Consider the following 18252-nt stretch of genomic DNA (forward strand, 5'->3'; position numbering starts at 1 on the left):
ATGTATGCCGTGAGCGCAGTATCTGTTTCGGAGTCCGGCGTGCGTCCCGTCCTGGCCGACGCGGCCGAGGTGGCACGTCGCGCGCTCGTCGCGTTGGAACCTGACGGGGTAGGAGTCCATCTGGGGGTGAGCGCCGAGGACGACACCGCGGCCACCCACCGGTTCGAGGCGACCCTGCCCGGCTACCGCGGCTGGCAGTGGGCCGTCGTGGTCGCCGCGCCCCCGGGCGCCGACCACGCGACGGTGAGTGAGTCGGCGTTGCTGCCTGCCCTCGACGCCCTGATCGCCCCCGATTTCATCCCGTGGGATCAGCGGGTCCGCCCCGGCGATCTCGGCCCCGGCGACCTGCTCGCCACCTCCACCGACGATCCCCGGCTGGTCCCCGGCTACGTCGCCACCGGCGACCCGGTGGTCGACGAGGTGGCCCGCGAGGTCGGCCTCGGCCGCGTCCAGGTGCTCAGTGTCGAAGGCCGCGCCGATGCCGCCCAGCGCTGGTTCACCGAGTTCGGGCCCGACACCGAGATGGCCAAGGCCGCCCCCGCTGCCTGCGGCATGTGCGGCTTCTACCTGCCGTTGGCCGGTGCCCTGCGTGAGTCCTTCGGTGTCTGCGGCAACGCGATGGGCGCCGACGGGCATGTGGTCCACATCGCCTACGGCTGCGGTGCCCACTCCGACGTGGTCGCCCCCAGTGGAAACGGATCGCCGTTGTACGAGGCGTTCGACGACCACGCGGTGGATTTCGTCGACATCGTCCGACCCGCGGTCGAGAAGGCGATCGACGAGGTCGCGCCCGAGGTGACCGCCGACCCGGCAGCCGTGGCCGATTCCGTCGATGCCGCGGCGGTGGTCGTGGAGGTTGTCGCCGAGACATCCGCCGACCCGGCGATCGAGGTCGTGCAAGTCGCGGCCGAAACGATCGCCGCGGGCCCCACGGACTCCACGACCGATCCCGCCGACTCGCTGACCGCGGTCGGCGAGGCCGCGGCCGAGCAGGCGGGCGACAAGCAGGAAACCGCCGAGGCCGTGGCACTCGCCGCGGTGGACGCCGAGCGCGCGGCGCTGGCCGAGGGCGCACTGCCCGAGTCCGCCGACAAGGTCGTCACCGCCGAGTTCGCCGCGGACGCCGAGACTGTCGCGGCCGAACCCGCCGTTGCAGCCGAACCCGCCGTTGCGGTTGAACCCGTCGGTGCGGCCGACCTCGGTGCTGACAACACGCCGGCCGCCGAGAGCGCACCGGAGGCCGAAGGCGTTTCGGACGCGGCGTCCGGCGAGGTCGCGACTGCGGCCGATGGCGTGTCGGATACCCAGACCGAGTCCTCGGCCGCAGCTGTACCCGCGGAAGGCGAGGCGGCTTCGGCGGGCAGTGGTGAGGAACCGGGCGAAGCGACGGATCTGAGTGAGCACGGATCGTCGGTGCCGCGCTGAACGGAGCGGGAGACCCGTTCGGCACCGCGCAGCTGCGTGCCGGAGTGCTTGCCGCGTGGCGGGATTCGCCGACGCGGCTGCGTGAGGACAGCGCCGGCGAGGCCGACCTGGTGGCCTCGGGCTACCGGGATCGCTTGCTCACCGAGCTCGCGCAGAACGCGGCCGACGCCGCGGCGAAGGCCGGTGTCGCGGGCGAGGTGATCGTGCGGGTGCTCGACGGGCGTTTGCACGTGGCCAATACCGGTGCGCCGCTGGACGTTTCCGGTGTGCACGCGCTGACGGCACTGCGTGCCTCCGGAAAGGCCGACGCCACCCAGGTGGGTCGCTTCGGCGTGGGCTTCACCGCGGTGCGTTCGGTCGGCGACGAGATCGAGGTCCGCTCGACGACCGGATCCATCCGCTTCTCCCGCGTGGCGACGCTGAACGACCTGCACGACGCGGGCATCGCCGTTCCCGACGCCCCGACCGCGACCGAACCCCCGGTCCTGCGACTCGCCTGGCCCGTGCCGACCACCCCCCTCCCGGGCGCCGACACCGAAATAGTCGTTCACCTGCGCGACGACATCGACGCGGCCACCCTTCTCGACGCCATGCGCGCCGAAGCGCCCGACCTTCTCCTGGAACTGCCCGCCCTACAGCGCATCCGCATCGAATCCGACGAATTCACCAGTAAGACAACCGTTCTCGCCACCAGCACCCGACCGGCAGACGATATTCGTCGCGACGCCGCATCGGCGAGCGACACCTCCGCCGCAGCCACCTCTGCTGTCGCCTCCGCTCCTGGCCAGGCCGCCGCCGTCGCGGGCGACCCGGACGTCGACGAGGCCGCTGTCACCTCCACCGCCGGCGTGGCCGCCGACCAGGCAGGCACCCTCTCCCAGCTGGTGATCACCCTCCCGTCCGGAAAGCGCCGAACATGGTGGCAGTACCGCACCCCCATGGCCCGCTGGCTGATCCCCCTGCGCGAGGGCCGCCCCGTCGCCACGGCCCCGGACGTCCTGCGCGCCCCCACCCGATCCGACGAGGAACTCTCCCTCCCCGCGATCCTGGTCGCCGACATCCCCATGCAACCCGACCGCCGCCGCCTCCTCCCCGGTGCGCGCCTTGCCGCATTGGCAGCGGGTTACGCCGATTTCGCCCGTGCCCTGCCGCCTCGCGACCGCCTGGTCCTGGTGCCCACCCCTGGCTTCGCCCGCAGCGAGGCCGACGCTCTCCTGCGCGAAGCTCTGATCACCGAGCTGCGCACCAACCCCTGGCTCCCGGTCTGTGCCGCTCGCGACGCCGGAGCAGATCCTTGGGACGCCATGGATTCCGGCGAACCCACACCGCACCGTGCCGGGTCGGGCAGCACGACCATCGAGTCGGCAGCGTCCGGCGACCCTCACGGCCTCGCCGCCTCCGGCGAATCCGCGCCGGTCAGCCGAGGCGTGCCAGACCTCATGGACCTCCTCGCCGCGGATGAATCCGGTAGCGACGGCTCCTACCGGGCCACGACGTTCGGTCCGGGCGAGACCGCACCGAACACCGGCGACCACCCCGACCCCTTCGCATCGGAAGCCGCGGCCCCGTACCGGCCGGCCGGAGCGGACTCGCCGTGCAGCACGCCGAGTCGAGCGAGCGTATTTCCCGATCTCACCCCGGAATCGGCGGACATTCTGGTCGAGATCACCGGGCCACTGGTGATTCCGGAGCTGTCGGGCCGCGCTGGTCAGGACAAGCTGGCGGTCCTCGATGTCCATCGGCTCGGGCCCGCCGCGGTGGCCGAGCTGTCGAGCGGCCTGCACCGCGAACCACGGTGGTGGCGGCGGTTCTACGCCGCCCTGGAACCGTTCGTCGTCGACACCAGGACCGCCGAGGAATTCGGTGCGCTTGCTGTGCCGTTGACCGACGGGCGGTTGGTGACCGGCCCGCGGACGGTGGTGCTCGATGATCAGCTCACGGTGGCGGTGCCGGTGCATTGGGCGCGCCTGGTTCACCCGGATGCCACGCACCCGCTCCTGGGCCGGTTGGGGGCTCGTAGCGCGAGCGCCGACGACCTGCTCACCGATCCGGCTCTGCACGACCTGCTCGAGCACGATCCGGCCGACCCGGACACGGTCGCCGCGGTTCTCCAACTGGCGCCCTACGCGTCGGCCGGTGCACTGCCCGCCTGGCTCGGCCTACTCGAATTGCCCGACCACACCGGCGAACTGAGCCCCGCCGACGAGCTGCTTCTTCCCGGTGCGCCGCTGGCCGAAGTCCTGTCGCCCGACGCGCCCTTGCGCACCATCGCCGAGTCCGCCGTCGCCGAGTACGGCGAGCGAGCCTTGCGCGCGATCGGTGTCGGCTGGGGTTTCGCGGTGCTCACCGATCCCGATCCGATCGGCCCCGACCACGACCTCGACGACGAACAGGCGTGGTGGAACAGCCTTTCCGAGGATCCCCGCGAACTCGCCGCGATTCGCGACCTCGACCTCGTCGACGAGGACCGTTGGCCGCAAGCGTTGCGCCACATGCTGTCCGAGCCGCGCACCCGTGCGCTGCTCACCGATCGCGACGGCTACACCGCCTGGTGGCTGCACCGGCACGCTCACATCGACGGCATCCCGCTGGGGCGACTCCACCATCCCGACGACAACGAATTCGCCGGACTTCTGCCCACTTTCGCGGTGGACGGCATCGAAGGCGCCGACCTCGACGCCTTGCGTCCCGTTCTCGTCCGGCCGGACGTCATGTCCGCCGCGCTGGCCGAGGAACTGCTCGACGCGCTCGCCGATCCGTCGAAGACCGTTGCCCCCGAGGTGATCGCCCGTACCAATACCCGGCTGTCCGCCGCGGTCGCCACCGGCGCTCTCGATCCGCGCGAACTCGACCTGCCGGACCAGGTACGCGCGCTGTCCGGCGACGTCGTCGACGCGAGCACGGCCATGGTTCTCGACCAGCCCTGCTTCGGTCTGGTCGTTCCACCGCGCCGTCTCGTCGTCGGCGACCCGGCACACGCCGATGCCCTGGCCACGCTGCTCGATCTACCGCTGGTCTCGGAGGAGATCAGCGCCGAGGTGCTGGGCACCGGCCGACGAAGCAGCTGGGCCGCGGAACCGTTGGGTGTGGTGCTGCGCCAGCTGTGGTCACCACAGGACGTGACCGGTGAACTGGTTCTGCACGAGACCCTCGAAGTACATCTGCGCGGCGCGATCTCGGGCACCGTCCGCGTCCCGTGGTGGTGCGAGGGCAACGTCGTCCACGTCCAGGCGCCGCTGGGCTAGCGGACCTAGTCCGCGTGCGCCGCGATCATCTCGGCGAGCAGATCGAGCTGAACCTGCACGGACTCACTGTCGTCGTCGACCAGCCACCGCAGCACGATTCCGTCGATCACATTGAGCATGAACCGGCTCAGCGTCGTGACCGGTGTCTTCCACCGCGTATCGGTCGCCCCGCTGCATTGGTCGATCACATCGGCGACGGTGTTGTCGTTGAACCCGTACTGCTCGCGGGCGATCGCCAGTTTGGCCGGTGTCGACTCGCCCTCGCGCAGCGCGTAGGTGGTGGTCTCGTAGGTGAGCAACTGCCGTTCGGGAGTGGCTTCGATGTTGCGCCACATCAGTTCCAAACCGCGGCGCACCAATTTCTGAAGTGCTTCTTTTCCTGTTCCGGCGTCTTCCCATACCGATTCGTCGGCGTCCACGGAATCGCGCAATTCCATGGAGAGCGCTTTGACCAGCTCGGTCATCAGCGCGTCCTTGTTTTCGAAACAGTAATGCACCACACCCAGCGAGACGCCCGCCGCCTGGGCGACATCGCGCGTGGTCACGCCCGCCACGCCCTTTTTCTCGGCGAGGCCGATCGCAGCCTCGATCAGGTGGGCTCGTCGTTCTTCGACGCTCAATCGGGAGGACACTGTGCGAGTTAAGCGCTCACGCCACGAACAGTCAATTCGCCGGTCCGCCAGAAAATGCTGGACATTTGACCAGTTGATGTGGTTGTCTCCGAAATGGAAGTTGCGAAGGAGTCTCCCGATGTCCCTGTCCCGCCGCGCTGTGCTCGCTGCCTCGGCACTGAGTGCCGCCGCGTTGCCCGTCATCACGAGCTCGAGAATGTCGGTCGCACACGCGAATCCGGATGGATTCGAATTCGGAATCGGTATCGCCGACCTCACGGGCCCGGCCGCGGAATGCGGCATGATGGGCTACTCCCAACTCGAACAGGCCACGGCGGGAATTCATCTGCGCCCGCGTGCTCGCGCTTTCGTGATCGGTGCGCGCGGAAATCGAATCGCCTTCGTCGCGGTGGAGAACGGCGCCGTGTTCGGCTCGGTGCACGGCGCGGTGCTGCTCGCGCTCGCCCGCCGTTTCGGTGATCGATACACCGAGCGAAATGTCGTGCTCACCTCCACCCACACCCACGCCAGTTGTGGCGGTTCCGCGCACGACTACGCCTACACGTTGGCGACACTCGGATTTCAGCAGCAGGTCTTCGACGCCGAGGTCGACGGCATCGTGGAGGCGATCGTCGCGGCCGACGCGGACTTCGCGCCCGGCGCCATCACCTTGGGCCGCGCGCAACTGCACGACGCCAGCGTGAACCGCTCGCGCGTGGCCTTCGACCGCAATCCGGCCGCCGATCGTGCGGTCTTCCCCGACGCGATCGACCCCGCGGTCACCTCGCTGGTGTTCGCCAGGCAGGGGCGCCAGGTCGGTGCGCTCACCTGGTTCGCCACCCACAACACGTCGATGACCAACGCGAACCGCCTGATCAGCTCCGACAACAAGGGTTACGCCAGCTACGCCGCCGAGCACCTCGAACACGGCGTCCGCCACCTCGACGGCGCCGACTTCATCGCGGCCTTCGCGCAGACCAACGCCGGTGACATGTCGCCCAACCTCGGCCTCACCCCCGGCAACGGACCGACCACCGACGAGTTCGACAACACCAGGATCCTCGGCGAACGCCAGCACCGGGCCTCGAAAGAGGCCGCGGCACAGGCGATCGCGCAGCAGGCCGAGGTGGCGTCGATGCTGTGCTACATCGATCTCGCCGATCTCGCGATCGACGGCCGCTTCACCCCCGACGGCGCCCCGCGACGCACCTCACCGGCCGCGGCGGGGGTCTCCCTGGCGGCGGGCAGTGTCGAGGACGGGCCCGGCCTGCCCGGCGGCCCGATCTCCGAAGGCGTGCGCAATCCGATGATCGACTTCCTCGGCGGCATCGACCATCCACACCCCGCCTGGCTCGCCGACGCCCAGGCACCCAAGGCGATCTTCGCCCCGCTCGGACTGATGCCGCCGGTGGCGTGGGTGCCGAATGTGGTCCCGATCCAGCTGATTCGCATCGGTGACCTGTATCTGGCCGCCGCCGGCGCGGAATTCACGATCGTCGCCGGACTGCGCGTGCGTCGCGCGGTGGCAGCGGTGCTCGGTGTCGAACTGGACCAGGTGCTCCTGCAGGGTTACACGAACAGCTATCACGAATACGTCACCACGCACGAGGAATACGACGCCCAGCACTACGAGGGCGCCTCGACGCTGTTCGGCCGCTACACCCTGTGCGGGTATGTGCAGGAATTCACCAGGTTGGCCCAGGCGTTCGTCGCGGGAGCGCCGGTCGGTCGCGGACCGGCGCCGCGTGATGTGTCCGCGCTGCAACCGAACTTCGCCACCGCGCCGGGACCCGACGCGACCCCGCAAGGCCGCGCGTTCGGCGACGTCCTGGTCCAGCCGACGTCGTGTCGTCGAGGCGAGCAGGTGAGCGTCGAGTTCGTCTCGGCCCACCCGAAACACAATCCGCGCCGCGGCGACACCTTCTTGCACGTGCAGCGCCAGACCGCCGCGGGCTGGGCACGGGTGGCCAACGAAGGTGAATGGGACGTCCGTTTCCACTGGCGAAAAGAAGGCGCCGCTGTCTCGATCGCCCGCTTCACCTGGGATGTCCCCGCGACGGCCGAACGGGGCGTGCACCGATTCGTGCACTACGTCGACGTGCTCGGTGCCGACGGCACGCTTCGCCCCGTCACCGGGACCAGCGCCGAATTCGATGTGAGCTAGCCGGAGCCGAGCCCCACCTGAGCGCCCTTGTCACCGCGTCGCGCGGAACGCCGCTGCGCGAGGTAGATCGAGGATCCCAGCACGCCCACAACGAGCCCCATCAGGCACACCGGACGGGCATCGGCCCAGCTCGCGTTCACCCACACGATCACGGTCGCGATGGCCCACAGGGCGAAGCCGCCAAGCACCACGGGGCGCGGATCGACCAGGACTCGGGGCAGCTGAGGGATCTCGCGACTGACAGGTCCGGCATCCATACCCAAACAGTAGCTGTGTGAAACCGGTCAGCACAGCCGGATTTACCGTAGAGTTCTGCACTGTGACAACGCCATCGGACGTCCGTGCCCTGGCCGGTGACCTTTCACTGGCCGTCGTGCGGCTCACGAGACACCTGCGCGGACGCCGTTCCGATGCGCAGATCTCGCTTACTCAGCTGTCGGCTCTGGCGACGCTGGCTCGTGATGGCGCGATGACGCCCGGCGCGCTGGCAGGCAAAGAACGCGTGCAACCACCGTCGATGACCAGGGTTATCGCCTCGCTCTCCGACCTGGACCTGGTCCAACGGCGCCCGCACCCGACCGACGGCAGACAGATCATCGTCTCGCTCTCGCCCGCCGGGCGCGCGCTGATCGCCGACGAGACCAATGCCCGCGAGGTGTGGATGACCGGTCAGCTCGCCGGCCTGCGCCCCGAGCAGATCGCGGTGCTCGGGGAAGCCGTCGGGATCATGAACCAGATCGTTGCCGAATCGGAGTGATCAGTTCGCTCGCACCGCGTCGGCCGAGACCACGTCATGGCCGAGCGGGAACAGCGACAGCGGCACCAGCTTGAGGTTCGCCCAGGCGAACGGCAGGCCGATGATCGTCACCGCGAGCGCGATGCTGGTGAACACGTGGCCCAACGCCAGCCACCACCCCGCGAAGACGAACCAGATCACATTGCCGACCAGCGAGCCCGCGCCCGCGCTCGGTTTGTCCACCACCGTGCGACCGAACGGCCAGAGCACGTACCCCGCGAGCCGGAGGGAGGCGATCCCGAAGGGGATGGTGATGATCAGGATGAAGCAGATCAGTGCTGCGAACAGGTACCCCAGTGCCATCCAGAACCCGCACAGCAGCACCCAGAGCACGTTCAAGATCAACTGGACAATCTTCATGCTTCCAGCATGCCAGGATTGATCGGTGGCCGAAGTGATCGATATCGACGACCCCACCGACCCGCGCGTCGACGACTTCCGTGACCTGTCCAATGCCGACCGCAGGCCGGACCTGCCGGGGCGCAAGGGCCTGGTCATCGCCGAGGGCGTAGTGGTCGTCCAGCGGATGCTCGACTCGCGTTTCGCGCCGAATGCCCTGCTCGGGGTCGGGAAGCGGCTGGAGACCCTCGCCGATGATCTCGCCGATCGCGATCTTCCGTACTACCGCGCGAGCGCGGAGGTGATGGCCGAGGTGGTCGGATTCCATCTCAATCGTGGCGTATTGGCCGTCGCGCCGCGTCCAGCGGGCTTGACCGTCGAGGAGGTGCTCGAGGGTGCGCGCACGGTCGCGGTGCTGGAGGGCGTCAACGATCACGAGAACCTGGGGTCGATGTTCCGCAACGCGGCGGGGCTGGGCGCGGACGCGGTGCTGTTCGGCGACCGGTGCGCCGATCCGCTCTATCGGCGAGCGGTTCGGGTGTCGATGGGGCATGTGCTGCGGGTGCCGTTCGCGCAACTGCCGCAGTGGCCGGAAAGCCTTGACCTGCTGCGGAACAAGGGTTTCCAGATCATCGCGTTGACGCCGAATCCCGAGGCGGTGAATCTGGCGACGGCGATGACGGGGGAGCGGGTGGCGCTGCTGCTCGGCGCCGAAGGGCCCGGCTTGACCGAAGAGGCCATGCGCGCCACCGATATCCGCGCGCGCATCCCGATGTCGCCCGGCACCGATTCGCTCAATGTCGCGACCGCCGCGGCGATGGCGTTCTACGAACGAGTGCGCACGTCATGAGCCAGGAGTGCGAGGGACCGTATCGGGCGCAGGTGGATTCGGTGCCGTGGGCGGCGGGCGGCACCGTTGCCGTGCTGGTCGCCCTGCTCGGCGGGGTCGCGGTGTATGCCTTCGGCTGTGCGCTGGCCGCGGTCGACCCGCTGCTGGCGATCGCGGTGAACGTGGTGGCGGCCGTCGGGGTGGCGCCGACGGCGTGGCGGTGGCGGTTCACGCCGGTGGTGCGGTGGGTGCTGGCCGGTGCGGCCGCCGCGGTGGTACTCGGCTGGATCGCTGTGATCGTCTACGAGGTCAGCTGAGGTTCACAGCACCCGATCGGTACCACGCAGCCACCCGAGCAGCCCGCGCTTGCGCCGTGTCGCCGCGCCGGGGCGATCGGCCATCGCGCGTTTCTGCTCCGGCGCCTGGCCTTTCGGATACAGCGTGAATCCGCAGACCGCCAGGTCGCCAGGGGCGAGCCGGCCAGGTCCGGGCGGGGTCAGGTAGCGGAAACCGAGCCATTCGGCATTGGCCGCGTCGGCGAAATCGGGCGGATCGAAGGGCAGCGACTGCGGTTCGGGATGATCGGTGCCCCGCCACGGCACCGGATGCTCACCCGCCCAGAACGTCCGCTCCCACACCATCGGCAGCCCTTCGTTCTCGAGAATGTCCACGCGGGTGGAACTGAACGACCGCCGGAATTCGCCGCGCTCCCAATGCGCGAACGCACCCCAGTGCAGTGTCGTATCGAAGGACACCAGGTAGGTGTGGTCGGAAGCCAGTGGCCGCACCAGCAGATCGGGTAGTTTCGTCGGTCGCACCAGCGCGGCCTCGGCCGTACACACCACGGTCAACCCGGGGTAGCACCCGATGTAGACCTCGTCACGATCCGGCGCCGCACACCCGCTCAGCGTGCCGACCATGTGCGGGCGAACGTCGTGGTCGGCATACAACTGCCCGGCCAACGCCGCCGCCGCGACGGGATCGGACTCGACGTTTCCCGTCAGCACAGCGACCGGATCGGGCATATCGACGTACCAGAGTGTAGAAGCCGCCACCATGAGCCACCTCCCATCCAGGCCGAATCACCTGAGCCGACTCCACTCGAACCGCCGGGCGCCGATGTCGCCTGTCCCGCAATCGGGGTCCGGCTGCAACCCGGACAGGCGGCTCAGTTTCCGGAGCTGCGGACGCCGAGTAAGACGTCTTCCCACGACGGCATGGGAGCCTTGCCGCGCTTGGTGCGCGCGGGCTTCGGTGCGGGCTTGTCGGCTACCGGTTCCTCCGCGACGGGCTTGTCCTGTTGCGCCGCGGGCTGAGTCGGCGCAGTGGGTACCGCGGGCATCGGGGTAGCGGGCTTCGGAGCGGCGGCAGCGGGAACCGGCGCCGCGGGGATCGGTGCGGTCGGAATCGCCGCCGTTCCACCGCCTGCCGCGACCTGACGCTGTTCGTAGTACTCGTCCACGTTCGGCGCCGGACGACTCTGCGGCCGAGCCGTGGGCGTGGCGTGCTCGCGCGGACGCGGCTCCACCGGGATCGGCGATTCGATCACCGGCGACGCGGCCGGAACCGGCGTGGGCAGGATCGTGGCCAGGCCACGCAGCGAGCGGCCGAAGTCGGGATCGATCAGATCGGTGGCCGGATCGTCGAGCGGCGATACCGAACCGCCGTGCGCGTCGGGCTGGTAGCGCCAGTGCGCCGCGATCTCGGAGTGCCCGTGTCGCCACTGCAATTGGGCGACCCAGAAACCCTTTTCGTCTTTCCAGGCGTCCCACTCGGCCTGCTCGATGGTGTGGCCACGCTCGGCGAAGGCCGCGGTGACGATCTCGTGCAGCGTTTCCACCGAGGGGCCGTCGGGCCGCACCGGGTGTGCCTTCTGTGCCAATTCGGCGGCGCGAGCGCGCTCGAGCAAGACGGGGTAGGCGAATCGTTCGACTTTGGATTCCGGCATCCCGGACTCCGTCGTGACCTGCTCGACGGACGCTCCAGCGCGAATACGGGCCTGGATATCGCGAGGACGCATAGTCGCCTCCGTTTCGATCTCGATCTGGCCGAATCGTGCGAGGTCGCCGCGCGCCGCCGCGCGGAGCTTGTCGTCGGCGGGCAACCGGAACTTGGTGCCGGACTCGGTGTCGCTGCAGACGATGTGGGTGGAGTCGGGCGTCACCCCGATCACTCGAAGTTCACGCACGTTACCTCCCTATCGCGTCGGCTACGACACCGCCCACTTTCCTAGACAGTAGTGCACATTACTTGGCCGCCGCAGCAGACACGCACGACTTAAATCGCGCGCCAAGGCTGCCCAGGGGGCTAATCTGATCGGCTCACCGCACGAATCCCACTTGTGTACAGGGGTTTTGGTGATAGATCAACATCAAATATCGATACCGAGATCTGTCGAAACACGGCGAATATTGCGAATGTATGCAGTCGCGGCAAAGAAGAGCCGGTGTGCGGTGAACCGAAAGGGTTCACCGCACACCGGCCCGATGTCGGTCTTATCTCAGAGCTGACCGACGACCCAGTCGATCGAACGAGTCAGCTGCGAAACATCTTCCGGATCGATCGCCGGGAACATGCCGACCCGCAGCTGGTTACGGCCCAGCTTGCGGTAGGGCTCGGTGTCGACGATGCCGTTGGCGCGCAGGATCTTGGCCACCTGGGCGGCGTCGACGGCGTCGTCGAAGTCGATGGTGCCCACGACCTGCGAGCGGTGCGCCGGGTCCGACACGTACGGGGTGGCGAACGAGCTCGACTCGGCCCACGTGTACAGGCGCGAAGACGAATCCAGGGTGCGCTTCACGGTCCAGTCGAGGCCGCCGTTGGTGTTCATCCACTCGATCTGATCGGCGAACAGCAGCAGGGTGGCCAGCGCCGGGGTGTTGTAGGTCTGGTCCTTGGAGGAGTTGTCGACCGCGATCGGCAGCGACAGGAACTCCGGGGTCCAGCGACCCGATTCCTTGATCTCGGCGACGCGGGCCAGCGCGGCCGGGCTCATGATCGCGATCCACAGGCCACCGTCGGCGGCGAAGCACTTCTGCGGGGCGAAGTAGTACACGTCGGAGTCGGCGATGTTCACCGGCAGACCGCCCGCGCCCGAGGTGGCGTCGATGGCGATCAGGGCGTTCTCCGAACCGACCGGACGCGACACCGGGATGGAAACGCCGGTGGAGGTCTCGTTCTGCGCCCAGCCGATGAGGTCGACCGAGGGGTCCGACACGGGCTCGGGCGCGCTGCCCGGCTCGGCCTTGACGACGATCGGGTCACCGATGAAGGGGTTGCCCTTGGCGACCGAGGCGAACTTCGAGGAGAACTCGCCGTTGGTCAGGTGCAGCGAACGCTCGCGGATCAGCCCGAAGGCGGCGGCATCCCAGAACGCGGTGGTGCCACCGTTGCCGAGTACCACCTCGTAGCCGTCGGGCAGGGAGAACAGCTCACGCAGGCCGTTGCGCACGCGGGCGACCACGTCCTTGACCGGCTTCTGGCGATGCGAGGTACCGAACACCGAGGCGCCGACAGTCACCAGGGACTGCAGTTGCTCCGGACGGACCTTGGACGGGCCGCAGCCGAACCGTCCGTCGGCGGGCTTGAGGTCGGCGGGAATGGTCGGGAACGCACTGGTCATGGGGGTGAGTTTAGTGGTGCGGGGTGAGGGCTGTTCGGGGTGGGTAGTGCTGTGAGGCAGGACACGCGGTATCGGTTTCGGTGGATCGAACGTCGCTGCGGGGCACCGGCGCCGTCGGAGTGTGTTCGGTGTTCGGTATCGACCGAGGGTCGAGAGGCGGTAGGCGAAACGCGGGTGTTGTGAGTTGTCCCCAGGTGGTGCATCCCCCTTCGTGGTGTGGTGAGTGCGGGGAATTTGCCCTTGTGCGAAAGGCGTTCGCACTACGCTCTCGCTATGAGCCTTGTCGCGGTCGACTCTGGTCGGACCTTGCTCGACCGGTGGGTGTGGGTGTTCGGGCGACGGCCGGGGTTGTTGTCCGAGGGGGCTCGGCGGGAACTACTGATCAGGGGGTTGCCCGCGGAGGCGAGCGTACTTTCGGTGCGGACCCGGCGGGGGGAAGGCGGGTACCGGTTCAGCGTGCGGGTTTCGGTGCCTGGGGAGCTGGCATATGACGCGCGGGTGCGGCAGCGGGTGCGTAGCCAGGACCTGGAGTGGATGCAGACCGGCGACGTGGTGGGGTGTCGGGTCGATCCGGGGGATCGGGAGCGGGTGGTGCTGTTCGTGCCCGAGGTGCCGGAGTCGGGGCGTAAGGCGGCGGCGAAGATTCTGGCGAACGGACGGCGGGCCGAGGCGACGGTGCTCGCGGTGGCGCCGATCGCCGCCGACTACACCGGGCGCGATGATCCGGTGCTCCGGCTCGATCTGGAGATGCGGGCCTGGGACGAGCCGTTGCCGTGGCGGGTGCGGTTGATCCAGCCGGTGCCGTTGGCCGCGATCGGTCAGCTCGAACTCGGGACGCGGTTGGCGGCGGCCTTCTTCACCGTCGACCGGGGGGCTTCTGTCGCCCTCGACTTCGCCGCGCTGACTCGCTAGAGGTGGACGAAGGTGAAGCCGACCGCGCGCAGGGCCGGGAGTGCGGCTGCCATGCCCGCCGCGGTACCGGATCGCGGGCGGTGCATGTGGGCCAGGGCGATGCCACCGGGAGCGGCCGCGCTCATCGCGCGCCGGACCTGAGCCGCTGAGGCGGTCGCCCCGAAGTCGGCGTTCACGGTGAAACCCAATGGGGTCTCGCCCAATTCGTTGACGATCGCGACCGCCACCTCGTCGTAGTGGGCGGTGCCGGTGCGAAAGAAGCGCGGTGCGCGACCGGTGAGCTCGGTGAGCCGCTGGTGGTTTTCCCACACCTCGTAGGCGGCCTCCTCGGCCGAAGCGGTGCCCGCGATCCGATACGCGGAACGACCCGAGACCGAGAGCGGTTTGTGCGCGGAGCCGTGATTGGCCAACTCGAACAGCGGATTCGCGGCAAGTCGAAGCACACGATCCGGATCGGCATCGACCCACCGCTTGTTGAGAAACAGCGTCGCGGGCACCTGCTCGGCGACCAGCACATCGATCAGCGCCTGGTCGATATCGCTGTTGCCGGGCCCACCGCACGCATCGAAGGTGAGCGCGAACTGTGTGCCGCCGGTGGGGAAGCTGCTGGCGATGCCGGGCAGGTCGACGCCCCACCGATGTGGGATCGCGCCTGCGTGCCGGGCCGCCACCTGGGTGGGGGAGAGGGGAGGCGCGGCCTGTGGGGTGGCGATCGGTTGTGCGGTCACTGACGTCGCCGGTTCCGCGGGTGCGTGGCCCGTCGCATCCCGTGCTATCGAATCACCCTGTGCGGCAGCACATCCCGTGGCGAATCCGGCCGCGAGAGCGGCGCCCGCACCGAACAGTCGACGCCGCGACAAACGATTGCTGTCCACAACCCACCCCCGACGAACCTGTTCGCTGAGATGTTATCGCCGATTCGATCCCGGCGCACGCCGGACACAGGCGCGCAGGTCGGTCCCGAGGGACGGCGAGTAGCTGAGAGTGAACCGGGCGCCGGAGATCCGGCGCCCGGTTCGACGACTCAGTGCTGCGAGATGGTGGACCAGCCCGGAACTTCGTTCGGGGTGCGCGGGCCGGGGCCGGTGTAGATGGCGGCGGGGCGGACGAGCTTGCCCAGCTGCTTCTGCTCGAGGATGTGGGCGCACCAACCGGCGGTGCGACCACAGGTGAACATCGCGGGCATCATGTGGGCCGGGACCTCGGCGAAGTCGAGGATGACCGCGGCCCAGAACTCGACGTTGGTTTCGATGGCGCGGTCGGGGCGACGCTCGCGCAGTTCGGCCAGTGCGGCCTGCTCCAGCGCGGCGGCCACCTCGAAGCGCGGGGCGTCGAGGCGCTGGGCGGTGGCGCGAAGCACGCGGGCGCGCGGGTCCTCTGCGCGGTACACGCGGTGGCCGAAGCCCATCAGCTTCTCTTTGCGGTCCAGGATGCCCTTGACCAGCGCACGCGCGTCGCCGGACTTCTCGACGGCCTCGATCATCGGCAGCACGCGCGCGGGGGCGCCACCGTGCAGCGGGCCGGACATGGCGCCGATCGCACCCGACAGCGACGCCGCCACGTCGGCGCCGGTGGAGGCGATCACGCGGGCGGTGAAGGTGGAGGCGTTCATGCCGTGCTCGGCCGCCGACACCCAGTAGGCGTCGATCGCCTCGGTGTGGCGCGGTTCAGGGTCACCCTTCCAGCGGGTCATGAACCGCTCGGTGACGGTGTCGCACTCGTCGATCTCGCGCTGCGGAACGGCGGGCTGATAGATGCCGCGCGCGGACTGCGCCACATACGACAACGCCATCACCGAGGCGCGGGCGAGGTTCTCGCGGGCGGTCTCGTCGTCGATGTCGAGCAGCGGCTCGTAGCCCCAGATCGGGGCGAGCATGGCCAGGCCGGCCTGCACGTCGACGCGCACGTCGCCGGTGTGCACCGGCAGCGGGAACGGCTCGGCGGGCGGCAGGCCGCGACCGAACTCACCGTCGACCAGCAGGGCCCACACGTCACCGAAGGTCACCCGGTCGGCGACCAGATCCTGAATATCGACGCCCCGATATCGCAGGGCGCCACCGTCCTTGTCCGGCTCGGCGATGTCGGTGGTGAAGGCCACCACGCCTTCCAATCCGCTGACGAAATCCTGTGGTACCGAGCTGGTAGTCATGGTGACTCTCCTTGCAGGGGCATGCGATATTTCTGAACCCTAGACCCGGACATACCGCGGAGTAATCTCGCCCCTATGCGTGACCTGGACCCCGCCTCGACTGCCGCGCCCGACCTCGCCGCGATGCGTGTCGACTACGGCAATCCCCTGATCGTCGCGGTCGACGACACCGATCTCGACGAGACCTGGGTGTCCGGTGGCTGGGAACCGTTGCTGCGCAGCTGGATCGAGCAGGCCAGAGGTGCCGGAGTCGCCGAGCCCAACGCGATGGTGCTGGCCACGGTCTCGCTGACCGGCCCCGCGCCGCGACCGGTCGCGCGCACGGTGCTGTGCAAAGGGCTCTCGCCCGAAGGCGTCACCTTCTACACGAACTACGACTCGGCCAAGGGCGCCCAACTCGCGGCCGACCCGTACGCGGCGGCGAGTTTCGTCTGGCCCGCGCTCGCCAGGCAGGTGCACGTGCGCGGCGTGACCGAGCGGGTGTCCGCCGAGGTGACCGCGGCCTACTGGGCGTCGCGGCCGCGGGAGTCGCGCCTGGGTGCGTGGGCCTCGCAGCAGTCGCGGCCGGTGTCCTCGCGCGCCGACCTCGATCGCGCGCTGGCCGAGACGACGGCACGGTTCGCCGATGTCGACGACATCCCGGTGCCGCCGTTCTGGGGCGGTTACCTGCTGCGCCCCGACGAGGTGGAGTTCTGGCAGGGCAGGCACGGCAGGCTGCACAACCGGATCGTGGTGCGCATCGACGGGCAGCGCACAGCGGTGGAACGGTTGCAGCCGTAGCGGACGGTGGGCCAAGTCACCGATCGCAAACATGGGATGAACGCGTGACGGTGGCTAATCTGCGCTGAGTGAAGCTGCTCGCCGACACCGAACCGCTGCGTAATCGCGACTATCGCAGGCTGTGGACGACCAATATCGTCACCGTCATCGGCGCGCAGCTCTCGGTGGTCGCGGTACCGCAGCAGATCTTCCAGATCACCGGCAGCTCCGGCTATGTGGGCCTGGCCGGCTTGTTCGGCCTGGTACCCCTGGTGGTGTTCGGGCTCTGGGGTGGCGCGCTCGCCGATGTGATGGACCGGCGCACTCTGCTCGTCATCACCACAGCCGGTACGGGTCTGACCGCGGTGGCGTTCTGGGCGCAGGCCGCTCTCGGCTTGAACAATGTGTGGCTGGTGCTCGGGCTGTTCGCCACCCAGCAGGCGTTCTTCGCGGTCAACCAGCCCACCCGCAGCGCCCTGATCGCCCGGTTGCTGCCGCCGGAACAGATGGCCTCCGCCAGTTCGCTGAGCATGACCGTGCAGAACGTGGGCATGATCGCGGGACCGGTGCTGGCCGGACTGCTCATCCCGGTGATCGGCCTGTCGATGCTGTACCTGATCGACTCGGTCGCCCTGCTCGCGACGCTGTGGGCGGTGTGGCGGCTGCCCGCCTTCCCGCCGACCGGTGCGCAGCGGCGGGCCACCCTGCGGACCGTGCTCGACGGCTTCCGCTATCTCGCGGGGCAGCGCATCCTGCTCGCCTCGTTCGTCGTCGACCTCGTCGCCATGGTGTTCGGCATGCCGCGCGCGCTGTTCCCGCAGATCGCGCACGAGACCTTCCATGATCCGGCCGAGGGCGGGGTGGCGTTGGGCCTGCTGTTCGCGGCCATCGCGGCGGGGTCGGTGCTGGGTGGGGTGTTCTCCGGGTGGATACCGCGGGTGCGCAGGCAGGGGCTGGCGGTGATCGTGTGCATCGCGCTGTGGGGTGTGGCGATGGTCGGGTTCGGGCTCGCGGTCGGGTTGGCCGGGCGCCTGTTCGGTCTGGGTGTGTGGCTGTGGATCGCGGTGGCGTTCCTGGCGCTGGGCGGCGCGGTGGATATGGTGTCGGCGGCGTTCCGTACCGCCATGCTGCTCAATGTCTCGACCGACGAGATGCGCGGGCGGTTGCAGGGCGTGTTCATCGTGGTTGTCGCAGGTGGGCCGCGAATCGGTGATGTTGCCCACGGTTTCGCGGCGGCGAGCATGGGTACCGCTGTGGCTGCTGCCGGTGGCGGCGTGCTGGTGGTGATCGGCGTGGCGGTGGCCGCACTCGCCTTCCCCGCCTTCGTGCGCTACCGGGTAGTTCGCGCGCACTCCGCCGCGATGGTGAATTGACCTGTGCGGCAACCGGATTCGATTGACG

Annotated in this window: 17 protein-coding genes; 9 read left to right on the forward strand and 8 right to left on the reverse strand. The window is 69.0% G+C overall.

The features are described 5' to 3' along the window. The first annotated feature begins 9 nt into the window (after positions 1 to 9). Entirely contained in the window at positions 10 to 1425 is a 1416-nt protein-coding gene (locus ACFWUR_RS07760) for a DUF3027 domain-containing protein (protein WP_378903592.1), read from the forward strand. Positions 1426 to 1469: 44 nt separating this feature from the next. Next, positions 1470 to 4670 carry a sacsin N-terminal ATP-binding-like domain-containing protein gene (locus ACFWUR_RS07765; protein WP_378903595.1) on the forward strand — a complete coding sequence of 1067 codons (3201 nt, stop codon included), beginning with the start codon at positions 1470 to 1472 and terminating at the stop codon, positions 4668 to 4670. Positions 4671 to 4675: 5 nt separating this feature from the next. Here the strand turns inward: ACFWUR_RS07765 and ACFWUR_RS07770 are convergent, their stop codons facing one another. Continuing rightward, entirely contained in the window at positions 4676 to 5302 is a 627-nt protein-coding gene (locus tag ACFWUR_RS07770) for a TetR/AcrR family transcriptional regulator (protein WP_378903598.1), read from the reverse strand. Between the two features lie 118 nt (positions 5303 to 5420). On the opposite strand from ACFWUR_RS07770, the gene ACFWUR_RS07775 reads away from it, so the two are divergent. Further along, positions 5421 to 7445 (forward strand): neutral/alkaline ceramidase, encoded by a 2025-nt coding sequence (locus ACFWUR_RS07775; protein ID WP_378903601.1) that lies wholly within the window; start codon positions 5421 to 5423, stop codon positions 7443 to 7445. On the opposite strand, the gene ACFWUR_RS07780 is transcribed toward ACFWUR_RS07775, so the two are convergent. Next, the gene (locus ACFWUR_RS07780; RefSeq protein ID WP_378903604.1) at positions 7442 to 7702 is read right to left on the reverse strand and encodes a DUF2530 domain-containing protein; all 261 of its coding nucleotides are present in this window, start codon (positions 7700 to 7702) and stop codon (positions 7442 to 7444) included. The two genes, ACFWUR_RS07775 and ACFWUR_RS07780, sit on opposite strands and share 4 nt — an antisense overlap. A gap of 62 nt (positions 7703 to 7764) precedes the next feature. On the opposite strand from ACFWUR_RS07780, the gene ACFWUR_RS07785 reads away from it, so the two are divergent. Further along, positions 7765 to 8202 carry a MarR family winged helix-turn-helix transcriptional regulator gene (locus ACFWUR_RS07785; protein WP_378903607.1) on the forward strand — a complete coding sequence of 146 codons (438 nt, stop codon included), beginning with the start codon at positions 7765 to 7767 and terminating at the stop codon, positions 8200 to 8202. Here the strand turns inward: ACFWUR_RS07785 and ACFWUR_RS07790 are convergent, their stop codons facing one another. Continuing rightward, positions 8203 to 8601, reverse strand: coding sequence for a YccF domain-containing protein (locus ACFWUR_RS07790; RefSeq protein ID WP_378903610.1), 399 nt, complete (start codon positions 8599 to 8601; stop codon positions 8203 to 8205). A gap of 25 nt (positions 8602 to 8626) precedes the next feature. Between ACFWUR_RS07790 and ACFWUR_RS07795 the strand changes: the two genes are divergently transcribed. After that, positions 8627 to 9430 (forward strand): TrmH family RNA methyltransferase, encoded by an 804-nt coding sequence (locus ACFWUR_RS07795; RefSeq protein ID WP_378903612.1) that lies wholly within the window; start codon positions 8627 to 8629, stop codon positions 9428 to 9430. Beyond that, entirely contained in the window at positions 9427 to 9726 is a 300-nt protein-coding gene (locus ACFWUR_RS07800) for a DUF2537 domain-containing protein (protein WP_378903615.1), read from the forward strand. Before ACFWUR_RS07795 ends, ACFWUR_RS07800 begins: the two co-directional genes overlap by 4 nt. 3 nt (positions 9727 to 9729) lie before the next feature. On the opposite strand, the gene ACFWUR_RS07805 is transcribed toward ACFWUR_RS07800, so the two are convergent. The 3 genes from ACFWUR_RS07805 to serC all read right to left on the reverse strand — a co-directional run bounded on the left by ACFWUR_RS07805 (position 9730) and on the right by serC (position 13031). Then, the gene (locus ACFWUR_RS07805) at positions 9730 to 10467 is read right to left on the reverse strand and encodes a DUF6928 family protein (RefSeq protein WP_378903618.1); all 738 of its coding nucleotides are present in this window, start codon (positions 10465 to 10467) and stop codon (positions 9730 to 9732) included. Positions 10468 to 10577: 110 nt separating this feature from the next. Next, on the reverse strand, positions 10578 to 11597 hold the full coding sequence (sepH, locus tag ACFWUR_RS07810; RefSeq protein WP_378903621.1) for a septation protein SepH: 1020 nt from the start codon (positions 11595 to 11597) through the stop codon (positions 10578 to 10580). 312 nt (positions 11598 to 11909) lie between these two features. After that, positions 11910 to 13031, reverse strand: coding sequence for a phosphoserine transaminase (gene serC, locus ACFWUR_RS07815; RefSeq protein WP_378903624.1), 1122 nt, complete (start codon positions 13029 to 13031; stop codon positions 11910 to 11912). A 273-nt stretch (positions 13032 to 13304) separates the two neighbouring features. Here serC and ACFWUR_RS07820 point away from each other — a divergent pair, with 273 nt between their 5' ends. After that, on the forward strand, positions 13305 to 13943 hold the full coding sequence (locus ACFWUR_RS07820; RefSeq protein WP_378903627.1) for a hypothetical protein: 639 nt from the start codon (positions 13305 to 13307) through the stop codon (positions 13941 to 13943). Here ACFWUR_RS07820 and ACFWUR_RS07825 read toward each other — a convergent pair. Further along, on the reverse strand, positions 13940 to 14671 hold the full coding sequence (locus ACFWUR_RS07825) for a polysaccharide deacetylase family protein (RefSeq protein WP_378903629.1): 732 nt from the start codon (positions 14669 to 14671) through the stop codon (positions 13940 to 13942). The two genes, ACFWUR_RS07820 and ACFWUR_RS07825, sit on opposite strands and share 4 nt — an antisense overlap. Positions 14672 to 14967: 296 nt before the next feature. Then, positions 14968 to 16092, reverse strand: a complete 1125-nt coding sequence (locus ACFWUR_RS07830; RefSeq protein WP_378903632.1) for a citrate synthase 2 — start codon at positions 16090 to 16092, stop codon at positions 14968 to 14970. A gap of 75 nt (positions 16093 to 16167) precedes the next feature. Between ACFWUR_RS07830 and pdxH the strand changes: the two genes are divergently transcribed. Together pdxH and ACFWUR_RS07840 are read left to right on the forward strand one after the other, a co-directional pair. Beyond that, a complete protein-coding gene (pdxH, locus tag ACFWUR_RS07835; protein WP_378903635.1) occupies positions 16168 to 16872 on the forward strand; it encodes a pyridoxamine 5'-phosphate oxidase in 705 nt (234 codons plus the stop codon). 68 nt (positions 16873 to 16940) lie between these two features. Beyond that, positions 16941 to 18224: an MFS transporter gene (locus ACFWUR_RS07840; protein ID WP_378903638.1), complete on the forward strand. Its 1284-nt coding sequence runs from the start codon at positions 16941 to 16943 to the stop codon at positions 18222 to 18224. Positions 18225 to 18252 lie beyond the last annotated feature (28 nt).

It is taken from the genome of Nocardia sp. NPDC058633 (assembly GCF_042717045.1).
In the GTDB taxonomy this organism is placed as follows: domain Bacteria; phylum Actinomycetota; class Actinomycetes; order Mycobacteriales; family Mycobacteriaceae; genus Nocardia.

What these genes read in the sequence shown, in the direction of transcription:
- ACFWUR_RS07830 (WP_378903632.1), bottom strand. Translation starts at nt 16,092, where the DNA reads ATGACTACCAGCTCGGTACCACAGGATTTCGTCAGCGGATTGGAAGGC.
- ACFWUR_RS07790 (WP_378903610.1), bottom strand. Translation starts at nt 8,601, where the DNA reads ATGAAGATTGTCCAGTTGATCTTGAACGTGCTCTGGGTGCTGCTGTGC.
- serC (WP_378903624.1), bottom strand. Translation starts at nt 13,031, where the DNA reads ATGACCAGTGCGTTCCCGACCATTCCCGCCGACCTCAAGCCCGCCGAC.
- ACFWUR_RS07775 (WP_378903601.1), top strand. Translation starts at nt 5,421, where the DNA reads ATGTCCCTGTCCCGCCGCGCTGTGCTCGCTGCCTCGGCACTGAGTGCC.
- ACFWUR_RS07820 (WP_378903627.1), top strand. Translation starts at nt 13,305, where the DNA reads ATGAGCCTTGTCGCGGTCGACTCTGGTCGGACCTTGCTCGACCGGTGG.
- ACFWUR_RS07780 (WP_378903604.1), bottom strand. Translation starts at nt 7,702, where the DNA reads ATGGATGCCGGACCTGTCAGTCGCGAGATCCCTCAGCTGCCCCGAGTC.
- pdxH (WP_378903635.1), top strand. Translation starts at nt 16,168, where the DNA reads ATGCGTGACCTGGACCCCGCCTCGACTGCCGCGCCCGACCTCGCCGCG.
- ACFWUR_RS07805 (WP_378903618.1), bottom strand. Translation starts at nt 10,467, where the DNA reads ATGGTGGCGGCTTCTACACTCTGGTACGTCGATATGCCCGATCCGGTC.
- ACFWUR_RS07800 (WP_378903615.1), top strand. Translation starts at nt 9,427, where the DNA reads ATGAGCCAGGAGTGCGAGGGACCGTATCGGGCGCAGGTGGATTCGGTG.